Genomic DNA, 18,084 nt, shown 5'->3' on the forward strand with positions numbered 1-18,084 from the left:
TGCGCCTATAGCTCAGTCGGTTAGAGTAGAAGACTCATAATCTTTTGGTCCCTGGTTCGAGCCCAGGTGGGCGCACAAAACAAAAGCCGCTTTTCTGCAAAGAAAAGCGGCTTTTTTCGTTTCTTAGAGCAATTAGAACCATTTGCCCTACGCCGAAAAGCAAACCGCTATTCGGTGTGATTTACGTAGATTAAACGCTCTATCATCAATAACCTGATAGTCAAAATTATTAATAACAGAGCAAGCGGATACATCAAAGGTGTATCCGCTTTGTCAAAACAAAAAAAATGGATTATCCCCAAACTTCTTGTACAATTTCACGGATAAGGCAAAGTTTTTTCCACTGATCTTCTTCGGTGAGAATATTACCTTCTTCAGTTGAGGCAAAACCACACTGTGGACTGAGGCTCAACCGCTCTAAAGGTACGTACTGTGCGGCTTCCCTGATCCGTGCTATGATAACTTCCTTATTTTCCAATACTGGGCTTTTGCTGGTTATTAGTCCAAGAACCACATTTTTTCCTTCAGGCACAAAACGCAGTGGCTCAAAGTCTCCCGAACGCTCATCGTCGAATTCTAAATAAAAACTTTCTACATTTTCCGCTGCAAACAACGTGGAAGCTACGGGCTCATAGCCTCCCGATGTAGCCCAAGTAGAGTGGTAGTTGCCCCGGCACACGTGTGTAGAAACCCTTAAATCTTTTGGCAGATCCTTTAATGCGTCATTGTTCAGGCGCAGATAGAGTTCTTTAAGCTCATTAGGATCATAGTTATCACCGGCCATGTTTTTCCAGAAGTCGGCATCACAGAGCATTCCCCACGTGCAGTCGTCAAGTTTTAAGTCGCGGCATCCCAAAGTATATAATGCAAGTATGGCATCATTGTAAGCCTTGGATATATCCCTGTAAAGATCCTCTCGGTTGGGATAAAACTCATTCACCCGCTCTTCATTGCTCTCTCGTACCAGCTCTGCATAGAACTGCGCTGGTGCTGGTATACTTTGTCTTGGGATGACATCGTTTCCGGCTACTTCTTTCAAAAATTTAAAAGAAGCGAGAATCGGGTGTGATCCATCAAATCTGAGTTTGCCATTTAGGCGTGCAGAATCGTTACGAGTCTCCTCACCATGGAACATATAGCCACGAGGCATTAGATTGTGTTCTACACCCTCAAATCCCCAGAAGAAATCAAGATGCCAGTAGCTCTGCCTGAATTCGCCATCACTGACTGCGGATAGCCCGGCTTCCTTCTGTTTTTGAACTATTCTTCTAATTTCGTCATTTTCCACTTCTGTAAGCGCCTGGCGGCTTAGATTTCCTCTTTCAAACGCAATACGGGCATTTTTGAGAGCTTCAGGTCTTAAAAAACTACCTACGGTATCGATCTTAGCTGTGTTTACTGTATACATAATTCTATTTTTTTACAAAAATACTTAAATAGTATTTTTGTTCTGGTTAAAGATTTAAATACAGTAAATAAAACCTATGAATACAATTTTTGTGGCATAATATTCTTTTTTGAACGTTTTAAGATGGCTGCAGGAGATAAATTATCTTAAAGCTTGTGAATGCGATGGTAGCTATGTTACCCAACCAAGATGTCTGTTTTTCGTATATCACATTTATCAGCGTAAACCACATTGTGATGCCTGTGTTGGAAGTTATGGAACTGCAACAAAAAAGTGGAGACATTTTTCAATTACGACTGTTGATGTTGCAATAAATATTGATAAGTTGAGATCCGCTATTTTGTTACAAATATGTAACGGTGTTAAATTTTAAATTTCCAAAAATATCAATAAATCGCCTTTCTAATTCAGAAACGAACTTTTAGCATCTTTTAGTTAGGATGAACCGTTTGACTTGTAATCAGTAGGTCATTGGTTCGATTCTGATAGGATGCTCCTGTTAAAAAAGTATTTTTTACGAAGAAGCCGCTTTTTGCGTTTTAAGCGAAGATTAAGAACCTCTTTTTTTGCCATTCGGGGCCTCCGAAAATGACATGATTTACATAAATTTTTGTTGAACTTAAAGTGTTACAATAGTTTTACTTTGAAGCGAAAAAAATCCATGTCCATTTGGGCTTTCTTCGCCTTTTCTTTTACCCTTGTTCTACCCTTGTTCTGACTTTCTTCGGTCGCCGCTTTACTTTTTTCTTACTGTCGTTATACATTTTCTTTACTGAAGTAACCAAACAGTATAACGGGAGTATCATAAATGTACTTCAACGGACGAACATTTAGCGAAGGTTCTAGGGAATTGGTTATAAGAAGCTCCGAAGAAGGGTTATCCATCCGACAGCTTCCGACAAGATGTAAGTACACTTCCGCCAACCATCCGACAAATCGCTCCCAGCACTATTTTTTTATTGATCTACTTTCTATGTTTGTTATGTCAGGCAGGAATACTGGTGTGAATATCCTGTCATAATTGAATTTTTAACATTAAAAAGTAAAGAAGTTGTTGATTGATATAGATCACAAAGTAATGGAGGAGCTACAGGGCTACTTGATTGCAAAGTCATGACGTTGTAGACTTACAGTAATACTTATTTTGATAATCCAATGTTAGAATTTGGAAAAAGTGTTATATTGGTGTTTTAGAGGATCGACTTTGTAAATATCAGAAAAACAGATTTCTCCGCTACTAATTAAAACTATGATCATCGGATTAGACATTGGCACATCATCTACGAAGGCTGTTGCGTTCGACCTCAGCGGCGAGGTTTTAGCTCAACACAGCGTACCTTATGCGATACTAAGCCCTTCAGAAGGATATTACGAACAAGACCCAGAAATTATGTATTCCGCTTGTATCGAGTCTATATCACAAGTGATGGTCAAAATACAAGGATTCAGTAATATACTAAAACCTATATGTGTCTCGGTTAGTAGCGCCATGCACGGATTGATAGCCGTTGATAAACAGGGTAATCCGCTGACGAATTGCATCATTTGGGCTGATCGAAGAAGTGAGGATATTGCAGTTAATTTGCAGAATAGTGAGGAAGGCAGGTTGCTATATCAACAGACAGGGACACCGATTCATCCTATGTCATTGCTCTGCAAATTAATATGGATAAAGTCTAATGATCAAAAATTATTTATTCGATCTAATAAATTTATTGGTATTAAAGAATTTCTTTTCTATCGGCTCTTTGGTGTATATGTCGTTGATCATTCTATTGCATCTGCTACAGGGCTTTTCGATATACGTCATTTAATATGGTCCGATTTGGCATTGAGTTTAACGGATATATCAATCGAACAGCTATCAACCCCTGTTACGGTTGATTATGTTTTAAATTCCCTTGATAGAGAGATCGCTAACTTAATGCACATTCCCGAAGACACTCCTTTCGTTATTGGTGGCAGCGACGGCTGTTTAGCCAATCTAGGCGTGGGAGCAGTAAAACCAGGCGTGGCTTCCGTAACTGTTGGTACAAGCGGGGCTATCCGGGTAGTCAGCCCTCAGGCAAACAGTGAACAAAAACAAAGACTATTTAGCTATCTTTTAAGGCCAAATGAATATATAATTGGAGGAGCAGTTAATAACGGAGGTGTTTTACGCAGTTGGTTTCAAGATAACTTCTTGAACGAATTGTGCCAAATAGGAGGGGATAAAGATGCAGCTGTATTATTAGACGAAATGGTCGACTCTGTTGCTCCTGGATCCGAGGGCTTAATTTTTTTGCCTTACCTTACTGGTGAACGTGCGCCTCATTGGAATTCCAATGCAAAAGGAGTTTATTTTGGTATACAGCTACAACATACCAGGGCTCACTTCGCTCGTGCGATGATGGAGGGTATGCTGTTTGCAATCTATAGTGTCGGAATCGCATTGGAAGAAACCACAGGGCCAATTAATTGCATCTATGCCAGTGGAGGTTTAGCGCGCTCGTCCGTATGGGTGCAAATGTTAGCGGACGTTTTTAATAAGCCTGTATATATTAGAAATACGATAGAGAGCTCGGCCTGGGGAGCTGCATTGATAGGTATGGAGGCATTAGGTGTTACGGTAAGAGAAAATGAGAAAAAAATAACTGCAGAGGATGTAGCTCACAATATTGAATATCATTATGAACCCAGTGAAGAAAACCATGCTGTGTATATTAAAAATTTCAGGAAGTTTGAACGCCTATACCACAAACTGGAAGGAGAGTTTTAAATTATAATATAAATCGTTATGCCTTTAATCATTGTCGTACTCGGAGTCGCTCTATTACTTATATTAGTCACTTTAGTCAGATTAAATACGGTATTTTCACTGCTGATCGCTTCTGTCGCCGTGGGATTTGCTATGGATATGCGTGCTGTAGATATTCTTAAATCTATTGAAACAGGAGCGAGTTCTACAATGGGGCAGCTGGCACTTTTACTCGCTTTTGGAGCTGTTTTAGGTAAATTGATGGCCGACGGTGGGGCAGCTGAGCAGATTACAGTTGTGCTAACTAAGGTATTCGGCAGACAGAATTTGCCTTGGGCAATGGTTATCACAGGCTTTCTAGTAGGAATCCCTCTTTTTTACAATGTAGGTTTTATCGTTTTGGTGCCATTCGTTTTTATGGTTTGTGCGTCCAACAAACTTCCTATTTTATATGTTGCTATTCCTCTATTAGCGGCTTTGTCTGTTACGCATGGTTACTTGCCACCTCATCCAGGAGCCACCGCTATAGCGCTTACCTATCAAGCAGACATAGGTTTGACAATGGCATATGGAATTATAGTCGCAATTCCAGCAATAATTATTAGCGGACCATTCTTCGGAAGGACACTTAAGGAAATTCCTACCAATCCTCCGTCCGAACTTTTTTCCGAACAAAATCATACTGATGAAAGGAAGCTTCCAGGATTTGGATTAAGTCTGTTTACGGGACTGTTTCCCATAATTTTAATAACTCTGGGTTCTTTCTCTTATTTACTATTGCCGAATGGGTCTTTTTTGCTAATAGCATTACGCTTTTTAGGCGATCCAGTTGTCGCTTTAATGACGGCATCCCTAGCTGCGATGTATACGATGGGGATTCGTCAAGGTAAAAGTTTAAAGCAACAATCAGAAAGTGTGGAAGAGGCTATCCGTGGTATAACGATGATTCTTTTTATCATTGCAGCTTCTGGAGTTTTCAAACAAATTTTGGTTGATAGTGGTGTAGCGATCTATATTGCGAATTTGACAAATGATCTTACCCTGTCGCCACTCGTACTAGCGTGGTCTATAGCTGGGATTATTCGTTTAGTTATCGGGTCGGCTAGTGTTGCCGGGATCACCGCAGCAGGCATTATGTTGCCTATCGTGCAGACAAACGATATTACACCGGAATTAATGGTATTGGCAACCGGCGCAGGTAGCTTGATGTTCTCACATGTCAACGATCCAGGGTTTTGGATGTTTAAATCCTATTTTGGACTTAGCATGAAAGATACATTTCGCTCTTGGACCGTTATGGAAACATTGGTATCCATTATAGGGCTAATTGGTGTTTTAGCTCTACACTGGTTGGGACTTTGATTTTTATAATCTATAAAGTTACTATCAATTCTGGGTATTCTTTATTACTTCAAAAGCATAGCTTCTTTATGCTGTAGGATCGTGCGAATAGTAAGTGATTCTATTTGTTCTAAAAAAATCTTATGGTGGGGTGAGGGGATCGTGATTTTGTAGCTTTTCCCTTGGACTTCTATAAAAAAAAGTACACCGTGTTCTTGTTTGTTCTCGTCTACGAGTAACGTGTATTTTTTAACAATCGTATCCAATCCGTTTGTTTCCTGCACTAATTTTAATAAGCGTTCCATCGTTTATCTTTTAGAATGTTCCTCGATCATCTCCTTCTTGCAGTACCAAAGTAGCCGTATTGGTGTGTATACGGAGACGATTACTTATACTTGACGTAAATATACGCTCCAAAAAGTTTCGATTTCGTTTGACAACACAAAGGAGATCTACTCGATTTTGTTCTATGTATTTATTTATGCTATGCTCAATGGACTGGTCGAAATCCAGGATAACAAATTCAAGATTATGACCTTCGGAGCTCCTCCGCCAACGTTCTATAGCATTGATGATATGAACATCACCTTCTTTCTGCACGTAAGCACATTTAACATTAACCTGGAAAGGTTTAGCTAACTCAAGGATTGCTTTTAATGCAATTTCGTCTTTTTCCCGAAAAAGGGTTGTAAATAAAATTTCTGTGATGCCTCGAAACGAAGCTTCTTTAGGAACGGAAAGCACAGGTATTTTAATTCCTCGAATAACCCCTAACGTGTTAGAACCAAATATTTTTTCTATAACACCTTGATCACGATTCGTACCCATGACGACCAATTGGATATTTTCTTTTTGAATTAGACGTTCAACATTATAGACCACTGTACCCTCCTCAAATAAAAATGTTAATGGCACACTGTGAAGATTGGATTCTGCGGCTAATTTACGAAGCTCAGCGGAATGCTTTGTAAAGTTCTCAAACTGTTGTAGCTCGTAGTTTTCATAAACTTCGGGAATAAGTTCTGGTTGTCCGGCATGGGTAGCCGAAAGCACAGGTTGCATGTATGTGTGTAATATAAACAGTTCGGCATCTAATTCTTTAGCTAAGTTTAACGCATAAAGAAATGCATTATCAGCCGCTTCTGAAAAATCTGTTGGGAATAAAATCTTTCTCATAGCGATGGTGTTTGATAGGAAGCAATTTACACTATTTTTTGTTCTAAAACAATCTAATATAAATGTTGTTTAAATTTCAAAATAGTTGTAGCGTATCTATTTTTTCTATCGTTTATTGCAATACGTAAAACAGAATAATATGGGGAAAACAACTCTCTCTTCAGATAGTAGAAGATTATTTCCTTAAATTGGCATATCGGAACAGACAATTTTAAGTGAAGATCATTCAACAATATTGGAAGAAAAACAATTCATTGACCTTGAGAGAGGCTTTGGAGGACTGTGTTTTGAACAAAACCGAGCGTGGGAAAGCCTTCTTATATAAGAAATACTACGGTTATGTAATGGCGGTCGTTATTCGTTACATTATGATTGAAATGGAAGCCGAAGAGGTTGTTAATGAAAGTTTTGTTAAGGTTTTTAGAAAATTGCAGCAATTCGAGAGACATGAAGATGATCAAGCTTTGGAGAAAACCTTTCGATCTTGGTTAGCAAGAATTGCCGTTAATACGTCAATTGATGCGCTCAGAGCGCGAAAGCAAACCCAATTTTTTGAAGACACTACTGAAGAAGATCTGAAGACGCATGCGGTGGTGATGGCAGATAAATTAGCTGTGGAGGATATCATGAAATTGCTCGCTAAAATTCCAGATATACAGCGATCTATTTTTAATTTATTTGAAATTGAAGGATACACGCATGAAGAAATTGGAATAATGTTACAGATCCCGGAAAGTACTTCTCGAACTTATTTGACGAGAGCGAAACAACGTTTGCGAAAATTGTATATGGAAGAATTTAGTGTGTCGCAAGATTTACATTCTTAATTTGCGGATAAAGATGAACGACAATAGTAATAAAGACATCATAGAAATCATCAAGAAGCAACTTAAAGAAGCTTCTGATCTTCCGTACAAAGAGGGGGCCTGGGAGTCTTTTAAGTCGAAACATGAAGTAAAGGAAGTGCGACGTGTACTTCCTGCATATTGGGCTGCCGCTGCAGCTCTTGCGTTAGTAGGTTTTACCACCTTATTTATAGTTAACCGACGAGAAGACTTAGAAAGATTGACAGCAAACTCTCTTCCGTCTGTTACGGAAAGGAATATTTCTCAGTCTCAGCCTACTACACTTCCTTCCGGGGATAAAGAAATTCCTCTCGTGCTTCATATGAAAGAAGGAAAAAGTAATGATCTTGCCCCTCAGGTATCTTCTGGTAATCCTGTAGAGAAAAGTTTAGAAAATATTCATTCTATTGACATACAAGTGAAATTGGCATCAGTATCCTTGTCTTCAGTAGGGCAGGAAGAATTGCTTTCAGAAGAAAAACTGGAGACGAAAATGAACTCGAATGTATTTACTTCGAGTTTTGAGAAAACAGATGCTGTTCCCTTTGTTTCTGATATTGGGGGATCGTATGTAATGGCACAGGCAGCTGCGACAAAACAGTCGGAAAGAGATATTTCACCGAAAAAAATAAAATTTACAGACAAATTTGAAATTGGTGCATTTTTAAGTCCATCAACTACGAGCCAAAATTTTGATGTAGGAGGAGGACTTGTTCTTGCCTATCAATTGTCTCCGAAAATTGAACTCCGAACAGGCGCTTCTTTTAATCAATATGAGGTTGGAATTTTAGCCTCGGATATCCGCAGTAATGGTGGTGAATATTATGAGTCGCCTTCTACGAATGCTCAGTTGGTTTCTAAGGATGTGCCTTATCGTGCAAATAGTTTATTATTGCCAGATCTTAATTCGGTTACCGGTAAAGTTCAAACGTTGGATGTGCCTTTTGAGATCAAATATAATGTAGGACGACAATTCTATGCCACAGGAGGACTTTCATATGCTGTAGTTCTTTCGCAGGAACGGTTCAATCATTTTAATGAGTATGCAGATGTCGCGACTTATTCGAGTGAATCAAACTCGGACCAACCTACTAAAAATCCATCGTCTGTTGTAGAGCGAACGCTCCAGACCTCAGATAATAACGTTAATCCAAATGGGTTTGGAGGGTTTGTTAATTTCTCGATAGGAAGAAGGGGTACGCTAGGTAGAAATTTGAAGATTTCTGTTGAACCATTTGTAAAAATCCCATTAGGTCGTTTTAAAACCGCTGACATGAATTATACAAATGGTGGCGTGAAGATCATTACGAATTTTTAAGCGATTGAAATATCCGAAATTTCAATCGCTATACAGTTTTTGCATTACTTACAATTTATCCACGCGTATCCAACCCATTCCTGCTGCTATAGCACCTTGAACACCGGGTTCTCCATCTTCAAACACCAAACATTCCTCCGGTAGAACTCCTAAATGTTGTGCTGCAAGGAGAAAGGGCTGAGGAGATGGCTTTCCTTCAGGAGTATCCCCTGCAGCTACTAATGTTTCAAATTTTCCGTGGATATCGATCACTTCTAATGTAATATTTAAAGTAGATCTGGATCCTCCAGAAACTAAACCTATTTTTTTCTTTCCTATGTTAGCTAGTAGATGTTCCAAAACATAGTCGATAGGTGTTGTATCACGGATAAAACGTGTAATAAAAATTTCCGATTTCCGTTTTGCAAATTTGTTTACATCAATTTCCTTGTTGTAACGTTTTGAAATTTCTTCTGCAACATCCACCGTAGGCCAGCCTGCTAATTCATCTACGATATCGTCGTTCAGATCAATATCATATTCGTTAGCAGTAGCAACATATGCTGCTTTATGGGCATGCATGTTGTCCGCGAGTGTGCCATCCACATCATAAAGGAGGGCTTTAAAGGGAGCAGATTTTTCCTGTAAAAGATCAAATTTTCGTTTAGATTCTGAATTCATAATGTAAAAATAAACAATCCCAAACATTTGCTTGGGATTGTTGATCTATTTTTGATTTTTACGTCTTGTTTTTTCCTTAATAATCAGACTAAGCTCTCTACTTGTTTGCCCTCCTACAGAAGTGTTTTCTTGTGCCCGACGGAAAAGATAGGGCATTACGGCTTTTACGGGACCGTATGGCATGTATTTCGCAACGTTGAAACCAGCTGCTGCAAGATTAAACGAAAGGTTGTCCGACATTCCTAATAATTGAGCGAAGAAGACATGTTTGTTTTTCGGTGAAATATTTCTTGAAATTATTTCATCCGCTAGTAATCTTGAACTATCTTCATTATGTGTCCCTGCCATAAGACCGATTCTGTTGAGGTGATCAAGAGAGAATCGGATAGCCTCATCATAATCTTTATCTGAATCAACTTTTGTAGCTTGTATGGGAGAAGGATAATTTTTCTCTAATGCCCGCTCACGCTCTATCTCCATATAAGCACCGCGTACGATTTTTGCACCTAGATAGAAATTTTGGGTTTGTGCGTAAGCAAAATCAGCTTTTAGTGATGCTAATTTATCACTTCTATAAAGTTGGTAAGTGTTATAAACGATGACTTCCTGTTTGTTATATTTTTCCATCATTTCTCTTGCTAAATCATCGATGGTATCTTGTATCCAGGAATGTTCTGCATCAATCAAAACTTTAATGCCCGCTTCGGAGCAAGCTTGACATATACTGTTAACTCTTTCGTAAACCTTATCGAATTCAAGCCTTTCTGTAGAAGAAAGGCTTTCTTTTTTATCCAATTTAGCAAACAAATCGAAACGACCCAATCCCGTAGGTTTAAAAACACAAAATGAAATCAGTGGATTTTGCTTTGCGAATACGACGGTTTGAAGTATTTCCATACATGTCTTATCGAAGCTCTCTTCAGATTCTTCTCCTTCAACGGAATAATCCAAAATTGTCGTTACATTTCCCTCGCCAAGTTCCGCTATAGCCTTCTTACATCCTTCTATAGATTCTCCTCCACAAAACTGTTTATAAATTGTGTTGCGAATGATTCCTTGAATAGGTAAGCCGATGTTGAGCGCAAAATTTGTAAGGGGTGTTCCGACTTTTATCAAGGTCGTATTGGCGACCATTTTAAATAGCCAATAAGCTTTTTCTAGGTCCTTATCGCTCTTACTACGAAAGGCTATTTCTGTATTATTAAAATCTAATTTTGTCGGGTTACCAGTAGCGACCATATCTGTAAAAATTAATGGACAAAATTAAATATTTATTTTGAATAGCCTTATATTTACGCCGGGTTGAACCGTAATTATTTGAAAAGTATGCAAACGTTTTCGTTAAAGGGAGATTATATACAAATGATCCAGTTGTTAAAAGTTATGAATTGGGTCGAACATGGAGCTATGGCTCAATTAGTTGTTGAAGAAGGCTTGGTTAAATACAACGGTGAAATCGATTACAGAAAACGCTTGAAAGTTAAAGTAGGAGACACCGTAGAATTTGAAGGGCAATCAGTAAAGATTATATAAAATAAAAAATAATGACAAAACAGCTATCCAGTATAGGGTATTCCGTCTATTTCGAACATGATTTAGCATCATTAGAGTCACTTATCGCAGCGCGTAACTATTCACAAGTCTTGGTATTGGTTGATCGGAACACCAATGATCATTGTTTACCGATTTTACAGCAGGCACTTCCTAACTTAACTGATTATGACATCATAGAAGTCGACCCTGGAGAGGAAAATAAAAACATCGATTTTTGTATAGGTGTTTGGAAAACGATGTTGGATTTTGGAGCTGATAGAAAGGCTTTAATGATTAATCTTGGGGGGGGAGTGGTTACGGATATGGGTGGATTTGCCGCATCGACTTATAAACGCGGTATTGATTTTATCCAGATTCCAACAACCTTGCTCTCACAGGTAGATGCTTCTGTTGGTGGAAAAACAGGTATTGATCTAGATAACGTAAAGAATATTATAGGCACATTCACTCAGCCACAAGCGGTGTATATTAGTTCTGCTTTTCTGAAGACATTGGATGATAGACAGATGAGATCTGGCTTTGCAGAAGTCATTAAACATGGCCTTATTTATGACAGAAATCTATTTGAGGAAACTAAAACAACGAATTTAGAAGTTGATAATTTGGACAATATCGTCTTTCGTTCTGTTGAAATTAAAAATAACGTCATTACTGAGGATCCAACAGAAAAGGGAATACGTAAGATTTTAAATTTCGGCCATACGATAGGGCATGCCGTAGAGGGATATTCACTATTAAATGACGAAAATCCGTTGTTGCACGGTGAAGCAATCGCAGTTGGGATGATTTGTGAAGCCTATCTAGCTCATAAGTTGAACGGGCTAAATGCTAATGAATTGGATGAAATTATAAAGAATTTCGATCAATTTTTTGATCGTTATGATTTACGAGTGAGTTCTTATGAGGAATTGCTTCTGTTGATGAAGAATGACAAGAAAAATGAAAGCGGGAAGTTAGGATTTGCTTTATTATCTCAAATCGGAAGCTGTGATTATAATTTATTTGTATCCGAAGAACTCATTATCGAAAGTTTAGATTTTTATAAAAATTTAAATTAGCTTATGAAGCAGACCATATTTGCGCTATTGTTGGTTATTATTGGGGGGATACCTTTCTGCCAAGCGCAGAAAAAAGTTTTGATTTTTTCGAAAACAACAGGATTTCGGCATAAGAGTATACCTAAGGGGATTCAGGTTGTGTCCGATATCCTTCGCGCCGAAAATATTCCTACTGTTGCTACGGAAGATGCTGCGTATTTTTGTACGGATAGTTTAAAGAAGTTTGATGCCATAATTTTCTTAAGCACTACAGGTACAATATTAGATGCGGATCAAAAAAGAGCCTTTCAACAATTTATACAATCTGGACATGGTTTCGTAGGTATTCATGCTGCTTCTGATACAGAGTATGAATGGCCTTGGTATGGTGAATTAGTGGGGGCATATTTTAATCGGCACCCTGCAGTTCAGGAAGCAAAGATTGATGTAGTTGATAGAAGTCACTTGTCGACAGCGCATCTACAGCAGGTTTGGTGGCATAAAGATGAATGGTATGACTTTAAAAACGTTCAGGATGGGCTTCATATTTTGCTTCGTCTTGATGAAAGTACGTATGATGGAGGCCAGATGGGGAAATTTCATCCTATAGCTTGGTTTAGAAGTTTTGATGGTGGACGAATGTTCTATACCGGATTAGGTCATACCAAGGAATCATACGATGTTCTTGAATTTCAAAGACATATTATTGGCGGTGTAAAATATGTTTTGTCATTGAATTAATTAAGTAGTAAAAAATAAAAAAGCCAAACTTTAAAAAGTTTGGCTTTTTTATTTTGAAAAAGATGACGATTATTTTTTTTTACGGAAACGTTTCCGTAAATTAGATGTGACAATACGATAACTAACATTATAAACAACAAAATCTAATTCTTATGACATAAGCAAACTTATTTCTATTGGCACATTTGTGCGCTAATCAATCTAATCAAGTAAACTTAATGTAAACCTTTTTTACACATACCATGAAAAAAACTACCAATTTTTGTGGAAGGGCATTCTTTTGTCCTAAAAAAACGCTCAAACAAACTTTATGGATTGCGGGAGCTCTGTTGTTGACAGGAAATCATGCCTACGCGAACTATTTACCTATCGTTGAACCTGCCTCTAAGCATGGCCTTAGAAACGACCAAGAAAAAACGGTTCGAGGGACCATCGTCGATGCGGAGAGTAAATTACCCTTAGCTGGCGTAACCTTAAAGCTAGTTGGGAAGTCGACAGCGACGTCAACAGATGCGAATGGTTTCTTTGAAATTAAAGCCACTGTCAACGATGTTATCGAGGTGAATTTTATTGGGTATCAAGCTGCGCGCGTGACTGTTTTATCTACTACCAATAATGTTAATATTGATCTACAACCCGATAACAGTAATCTCGAGGAGGTCGTAGTAACAGGCTATGGTGCACAGCGAAGAAAGGATTTAACGGGAGCTGTTGCTGTAGTCAATGTCGCGGGCTTAAAAACGCAACCAGCTGCTTCTGCGGTCGAAGCTCTGCAAGGAAGGGCGACAGGGGTTATTGTCGTAAATGATGGTGCGCCAGGCTCAACACCACAAATAAAGATTCGTGGTTTCAGTACGATCAATAATAATGAACCTTTATACATTATCGATGGTGTGCCATTCGAAGGAAAACTAAGCTGGTTAAATCAAAATGATATTGAATCCATGCAAGTTCTTAAAGACGCGTCTGCCGCTTCCATTTATGGTTCTAGGGCAAATAATGGTGTAGTAATTATCACGACTAAGGCGGGGAAGGAAGGAAAACCACAAATTGCATTTGACTCGTACGTAGGTTTGCAGACACCACGGTACAATACGTTTCCTAAAATGATGAGCCCACAGCAGATTTACGATTTAAATAACCGGTTGAATGGCACGAATTTGAGTTTGCCAGATTACTTGCTCGCAGGTGAGAAGGGGCGAGAAGATGTCGATGAAATGACTGCTGCGGATTATGATATGTCTAAGTATAATTACTCCAGGGATGCATCGACTTTCTATCAGATAACAAAAGCAAATAAGCAGGGAACGGATTGGTTCCGCGAGCTGTCACAAAATGCGCCCACGCAGAGCTATAATGTTAGTGCTACTGGAGGTGGCGAAAATGCTACATATGCAATGTCCGTGGGTCATTTAAAGCAAAAAGGAGCTATTATTCATAGCGGTTTTGAACGTTTTAGTGTAAGGTCAAATACGCTATTTAAGGCTTTTGAAGGTAAACTTCGTATAGGAGAAAACATGCAATATGGGTATACAAAAGGTTTTGGATTGGGGGTTAATCCAAATACTGCCGGTGGATATATGGAAGAAGGAAGTATTATTGGCTTTGCTTTTCGCATACAAAATATCATTCCTGTATATGACGAGGGAGGAAACTTTGCCGGATCTAAAGGTGGCTGGGGAAATGGCCAAAATCCAGTAGCCATGGCTTATCGGGGTAAAGATGATATTAATAAAAGCAATATGTTTTTCGGTAATACATTTGCAGAATACGATCTTTTAGACGGACTAACATTCAGAACGAGCTTTGGCATCAAGTATGAAAACTATTTTGGGACAGATATCACTTATCCTAACCCAGAGTTTTCTGAAGGATCTTTTAATAACAGCTTAAACGAATCGGCAGGCTATAATACAGAATGGACCTGGACGAATACGTTGAATTGGAGAAAGGTCTTTGATAAGCATAGCATTAACATTCTAGCGGGCACGGAAGCAATAGATAATCGTACCAAAGATTTAACAGCAAATAGAAATGGTTTCTTCTTACTAAACAGCCTGGACTATCTCTATTTAAATTCTGGAACTTCTAATTTTGGAAATACTGGAACAGGGGCCTTAGGCGCACTTTTTTCTATTTTCGGAAAAGTAGACTATAGTTTTGACGATCGCTTCATATTTAGTGCTACTGTTCGAAGGGATGGATCGTCTAATTTCGGAGAAAATAACCGTTATGGTGTATTTCCTGGTGTAAGTGGTGCTTGGCGCTTGTCTAATGAAGAGTTTTTGAAAGATGTAAGTTGGATAAGTGATTTCAAGCTTCGTGCAGGATATGGCGTAACAGGGAATCAAAGAATTCCTTCGTTTCAGTTTATGAACAGATATGCTTCTGTTATCAATGAATCATCGTATCCTATTGCAGGCTCTGTTTCGACAGGTATTTATCAAAATGCGTATTCGAATCCAGAAGTCAAATGGGAGCAGGTAAATGCATTGAATCTTGGTATAGATTTTACATTGTTCAAAGGGGATTTCGATGGTGCATTTGACTATTATGATAAAAAGACAAAAGATATGCTTTTCAGGGTGCCTTTACCTGCAGCAGCGGTTGGCCGGTCTGAAGCTCCTTATGTCAATGTTGGAAACATGAGGAATCATGGTGTCGAATTTTCATTGGGGTATCATTATGGACAGCGTCAGAATAGTGAGTTCACTTTAGATTTGGCCGGAACTATTTCTAGGAATATCAACAAAGTGGAATCATTGGCTCCATCCGTTTCTTCCCAAATCTATGGTAGCTTTAGAAGTATGGAAACAACCATATTAAAGCCTGGAGAAGCTTTTGGTGCATTCTACGGTTACAAAGTTGTTGGAATTTATCAAAGTGACGCGGACGTTGCGAACTCTCCTTCATATTCCGGAGCAAGAGCGGGTGGTTTAAAATATGCGGATATGAATGGTGATGGAACAATCAATGACGCAGATAGAACGATTACGGGATCTCCACATCCAGATTTCGTTTATTCTCTAGGTGTAAATGCTGCTTATAGAAATTTTGATTTAGCAATGTTTTTCTATGGATCACAGGGGAACGAAGTTTATGACGCCACTCGTTATTATACGGATTTCAGTGTGTTTTCCGGCCAGAAAAGTGCCCGTTTGCTAGACGCTTGGAGCTCAACAAACACAGGCAGTTCTATTCCTTCACCGACCTTAAATGCATCGACATTTGAATACGCTTCGTCTTCTTACTATGTACAGGATGCTAGTTTTCTAAAGTTGAAGAATATCCAGTTAGGATACAACATTCCTGTAAAGAATGTTTTTGGACAAAATACGACTGTAAGCAAACTTCGTGTGTATTTGGGAGTGGCCAATGTCTTCACAATTACGAAGTATGACGGATTAGATCCGGAAGTGAGCGCGACATCTAGCGACTACCCAGCATTGGGCGTGGACTTTGGTGTTTATCCACAGGCTCGTCAATATACTTTCGGAGTAAGTTTAGGTTTTTAGTTTAAAGAAAATCTTATCATGAAAAAGAATTCATTTTATAAATTAGTATTAGCAGCTTTTGTTGTCGTTTTTTCGGCATGTGGAAAAGATTTTCTCGAAAAAAATCCACAAGGCGAGCTATCAGAGGAACAAGTGTTGAATAGTGAAGGTATCGAAGCCAGTTTACTTGGAGCATATGGGATTTTAAATGGAAATGTGAGTGGAACATGGGGAAACTATTCCTCGGCTCCAAGTCAATGGCTATTTGGAGAAGTGGCGGCTGACAATGCTCACAAAGGATCGGAGGAAACGGATCAACCAAATATGAATTTAATAGAGCTACTTCTTCCCAATCCAGCAAACGACAATGTCTCTCAAATGTGGCAAGTGTACTACGAAGGTGTGCTTCGCTGCAACAATACGTTAAAGCTTTTAATGAAAGATCAAGAGGGAAGCAAAACGATAACTGCCGAGCGCGCTACACAAATCGAGGCAGAGGCTAGAATGTTGCGTGGCCATTATTATTTCTTTTTATGGCGTGTATTTAAAAATATTCCTTGGGTGGATGAAAATACATCCGTTGAAGATGCTAAATTGGTAACTAATGAGTCTGATATATATCCAAATATTATTGAAGACGTGAAGTTCGCCGCGGATAATTTACCTGACAGCAAGATTAATGATCAAAGCGGGCGTATGGACCGTATGACTGCAAAAGCCTATTTAGGGAAAATCTATCTTTATCAACAAAAATATGATCTTGCTTTGCCATTGTTTCAAGAGGTAATAGGTAGTAAAGATATCACTTCGATGGCTTTTGAAGATAATTTTAATGTGGAAACAGAGGATGGGCCGGAGGCAATCATGGTATCTAAGCACGCAATAAATCCAGATGGTTCGGGAGATAATGCAAACGTAGGCGATATGCTGGCAGGGCTTTATGGAACCTCTCCTGTAGGCTGTTGTGGTTTTTACCAGCCTTCTATAGACTTGGTCAATGCCTATAAGGTAAATGCTTCAGGCCTGCCTTATTTAGATGGAAGTTATCGGGATAGCCCTTATAAATCAGATCTTGGACTTACGGGGACGGCCAAGTCAAATTATCAAGTAGACAAAACGCTTCGTATAGATCCTCGGTTAGATTATACCGTAGGACGACGTGGAGTTCCTTATTTAGATTATGGGGTAATGCCTGGTGATGCTTGGATTCGAATGGCTACCTATGCTGGTCCATTTGTTGGTATTAAAACGATGATCAAACAGAGTCAATTTGCTTCATTTGCTGTTCCTGGTCAAAACTACCTTACAGCATTGGATGTAAATATCATACGTCTTGCAGATGTGGTTTTAATGGCGGCAGAATGCGCCGTCGAGTTGGGAGATTTGGATGCAGCGCTTGATTATGTAAACTCCATTCGCTTAAGAGCTGCTAATCTGCCTCACAAACAAATCGACGGCGCGGATATTGCAGCTTATGATGTAAAACCTTATCCTTCTTTTTCTTCGACAGATTATGCAAGAAATGCGGTTCGAATGGAACGACGTTTAGAATTGGCTATGGAAGGACATCGGTTTTATGACTTGGTTAGGTGGGGTATAGCAAAGCAAACTATTGAAAGTTATTCTACTTTTGAAGGTGGCTTATTGCCTGCTTTTAAAGGCGTTACATTTAATACGCATAACGCTTATTTTCCAATCCCACAAATCGAGATTGATCGTAGCGGAGGTGCTTTGAAACAAAACGATGGATATAATTAAGTATTATTTAATTAC

General features: G+C 38.9%; 14 protein-coding genes and 1 tRNA gene. 10 read left to right on the plus strand and 5 right to left on the minus strand.

Features of this window, described 5'->3' with window-relative positions; all coding sequences use genetic code 11:
• Position 1: 1 nt before the first annotated feature.
• Positions 2-75, plus strand: a tRNA-Ile gene (locus ACSZOX_RS09205).
• Between the two features lie 217 nt (positions 76-292).
• On the opposite strand, the gene ACSZOX_RS09210 is transcribed toward ACSZOX_RS09205, so the two are convergent.
• Positions 293-1,408: a 5-methyltetrahydropteroyltriglutamate--homocysteine S-methyltransferase gene (locus tag ACSZOX_RS09210; RefSeq protein WP_437919592.1), complete on the minus strand. Its 1,116-nt coding sequence runs from the start codon at positions 1,406-1,408 to the stop codon at positions 293-295.
• 1,249 nt (positions 1,409-2,657) lie between these two features.
• On the opposite strand from ACSZOX_RS09210, the gene ACSZOX_RS09215 reads away from it, so the two are divergent.
• On the plus strand, positions 2,658-4,166 hold the full coding sequence (locus tag ACSZOX_RS09215; RefSeq protein ID WP_437919593.1) for a gluconokinase: 1,509 nt from the start codon (positions 2,658-2,660) through the stop codon (positions 4,164-4,166).
• Between the two features lie 18 nt (positions 4,167-4,184).
• Complete coding sequence (locus ACSZOX_RS09220) at positions 4,185-5,507, plus strand: gluconate:H+ symporter (protein ID WP_437919594.1); 1,323 nt, start codon at positions 4,185-4,187, stop codon at positions 5,505-5,507.
• A 44-nt stretch (positions 5,508-5,551) separates the two neighbouring features.
• Here ACSZOX_RS09220 and ACSZOX_RS09225 read toward each other — a convergent pair whose 3' ends face one another.
• A complete protein-coding gene (locus ACSZOX_RS09225) occupies positions 5,552-5,791 on the minus strand; it encodes a hypothetical protein (RefSeq protein ID WP_437919595.1) in 240 nt (79 codons plus the stop codon).
• A 10-nt stretch (positions 5,792-5,801) separates the two neighbouring features.
• On the minus strand, positions 5,802-6,662 hold the full coding sequence (locus tag ACSZOX_RS09230) for a universal stress protein (RefSeq protein WP_437919596.1): 861 nt from the start codon (positions 6,660-6,662) through the stop codon (positions 5,802-5,804).
• A 215-nt stretch (positions 6,663-6,877) separates the two neighbouring features.
• On the opposite strand from ACSZOX_RS09230, the gene ACSZOX_RS09235 reads away from it, so the two are divergent.
• Positions 6,878-7,489 carry an RNA polymerase sigma factor gene (locus tag ACSZOX_RS09235; protein ID WP_437919597.1) on the plus strand — a complete coding sequence of 204 codons (612 nt, stop codon included), beginning with the start codon at positions 6,878-6,880 and terminating at the stop codon, positions 7,487-7,489.
• A gap of 13 nt (positions 7,490-7,502) precedes the next feature.
• Positions 7,503-8,825 carry an outer membrane beta-barrel protein gene (locus ACSZOX_RS09240; protein ID WP_437919598.1) on the plus strand — a complete coding sequence of 441 codons (1,323 nt, stop codon included), beginning with the start codon at positions 7,503-7,505 and terminating at the stop codon, positions 8,823-8,825.
• A 48-nt stretch (positions 8,826-8,873) separates the two neighbouring features.
• Here ACSZOX_RS09240 and ACSZOX_RS09245 read toward each other — a convergent pair whose 3' ends face one another.
• Both ACSZOX_RS09245 and ACSZOX_RS09250 read right to left on the minus strand, forming a co-directional pair.
• Positions 8,874-9,485 (minus strand): HAD family hydrolase, encoded by a 612-nt coding sequence (locus ACSZOX_RS09245; protein ID WP_437919599.1) that lies wholly within the window; start codon positions 9,483-9,485, stop codon positions 8,874-8,876.
• 45 nt (positions 9,486-9,530) lie between these two features.
• Positions 9,531-10,724, minus strand: a complete 1,194-nt coding sequence (locus ACSZOX_RS09250) for a proline dehydrogenase family protein (RefSeq protein ID WP_437919600.1) — start codon at positions 10,722-10,724, stop codon at positions 9,531-9,533.
• A gap of 87 nt (positions 10,725-10,811) precedes the next feature.
• Here ACSZOX_RS09250 and ACSZOX_RS09255 point away from each other — a divergent pair, with 87 nt between their 5' ends.
• The 5 genes from ACSZOX_RS09255 (at position 10,812) to ACSZOX_RS09275 (ending at position 18,069) form a co-directional block, all read left to right on the plus strand.
• Positions 10,812-11,018, plus strand: coding sequence for an RNA-binding S4 domain-containing protein (locus tag ACSZOX_RS09255; RefSeq protein ID WP_437919601.1), 207 nt, complete (start codon positions 10,812-10,814; stop codon positions 11,016-11,018).
• 11 nt (positions 11,019-11,029) lie between these two features.
• Entirely contained in the window at positions 11,030-12,097 is a 1,068-nt protein-coding gene (aroB, locus tag ACSZOX_RS09260) for a 3-dehydroquinate synthase (protein ID WP_437919602.1), read from the plus strand.
• A 3-nt stretch (positions 12,098-12,100) separates the two neighbouring features.
• Positions 12,101-12,817 (plus strand): ThuA domain-containing protein, encoded by a 717-nt coding sequence (locus ACSZOX_RS09265; RefSeq protein WP_437919603.1) that lies wholly within the window; start codon positions 12,101-12,103, stop codon positions 12,815-12,817.
• A 242-nt stretch (positions 12,818-13,059) separates the two neighbouring features.
• On the plus strand, positions 13,060-16,332 hold the full coding sequence (locus ACSZOX_RS09270; protein ID WP_437919604.1) for a SusC/RagA family TonB-linked outer membrane protein: 3,273 nt from the start codon (positions 13,060-13,062) through the stop codon (positions 16,330-16,332).
• Positions 16,333-16,350: 18 nt separating this feature from the next.
• Entirely contained in the window at positions 16,351-18,069 is a 1,719-nt protein-coding gene (locus ACSZOX_RS09275) for a RagB/SusD family nutrient uptake outer membrane protein (protein ID WP_437919605.1), read from the plus strand.
• Positions 18,070-18,084 lie beyond the last annotated feature (15 nt).

The sequence above is a fragment of the Sphingobacterium sp. LRF_L2 genome (assembly GCF_965644235.1).
GTDB lineage: Bacteria > Bacteroidota > Bacteroidia > Sphingobacteriales > Sphingobacteriaceae > Sphingobacterium.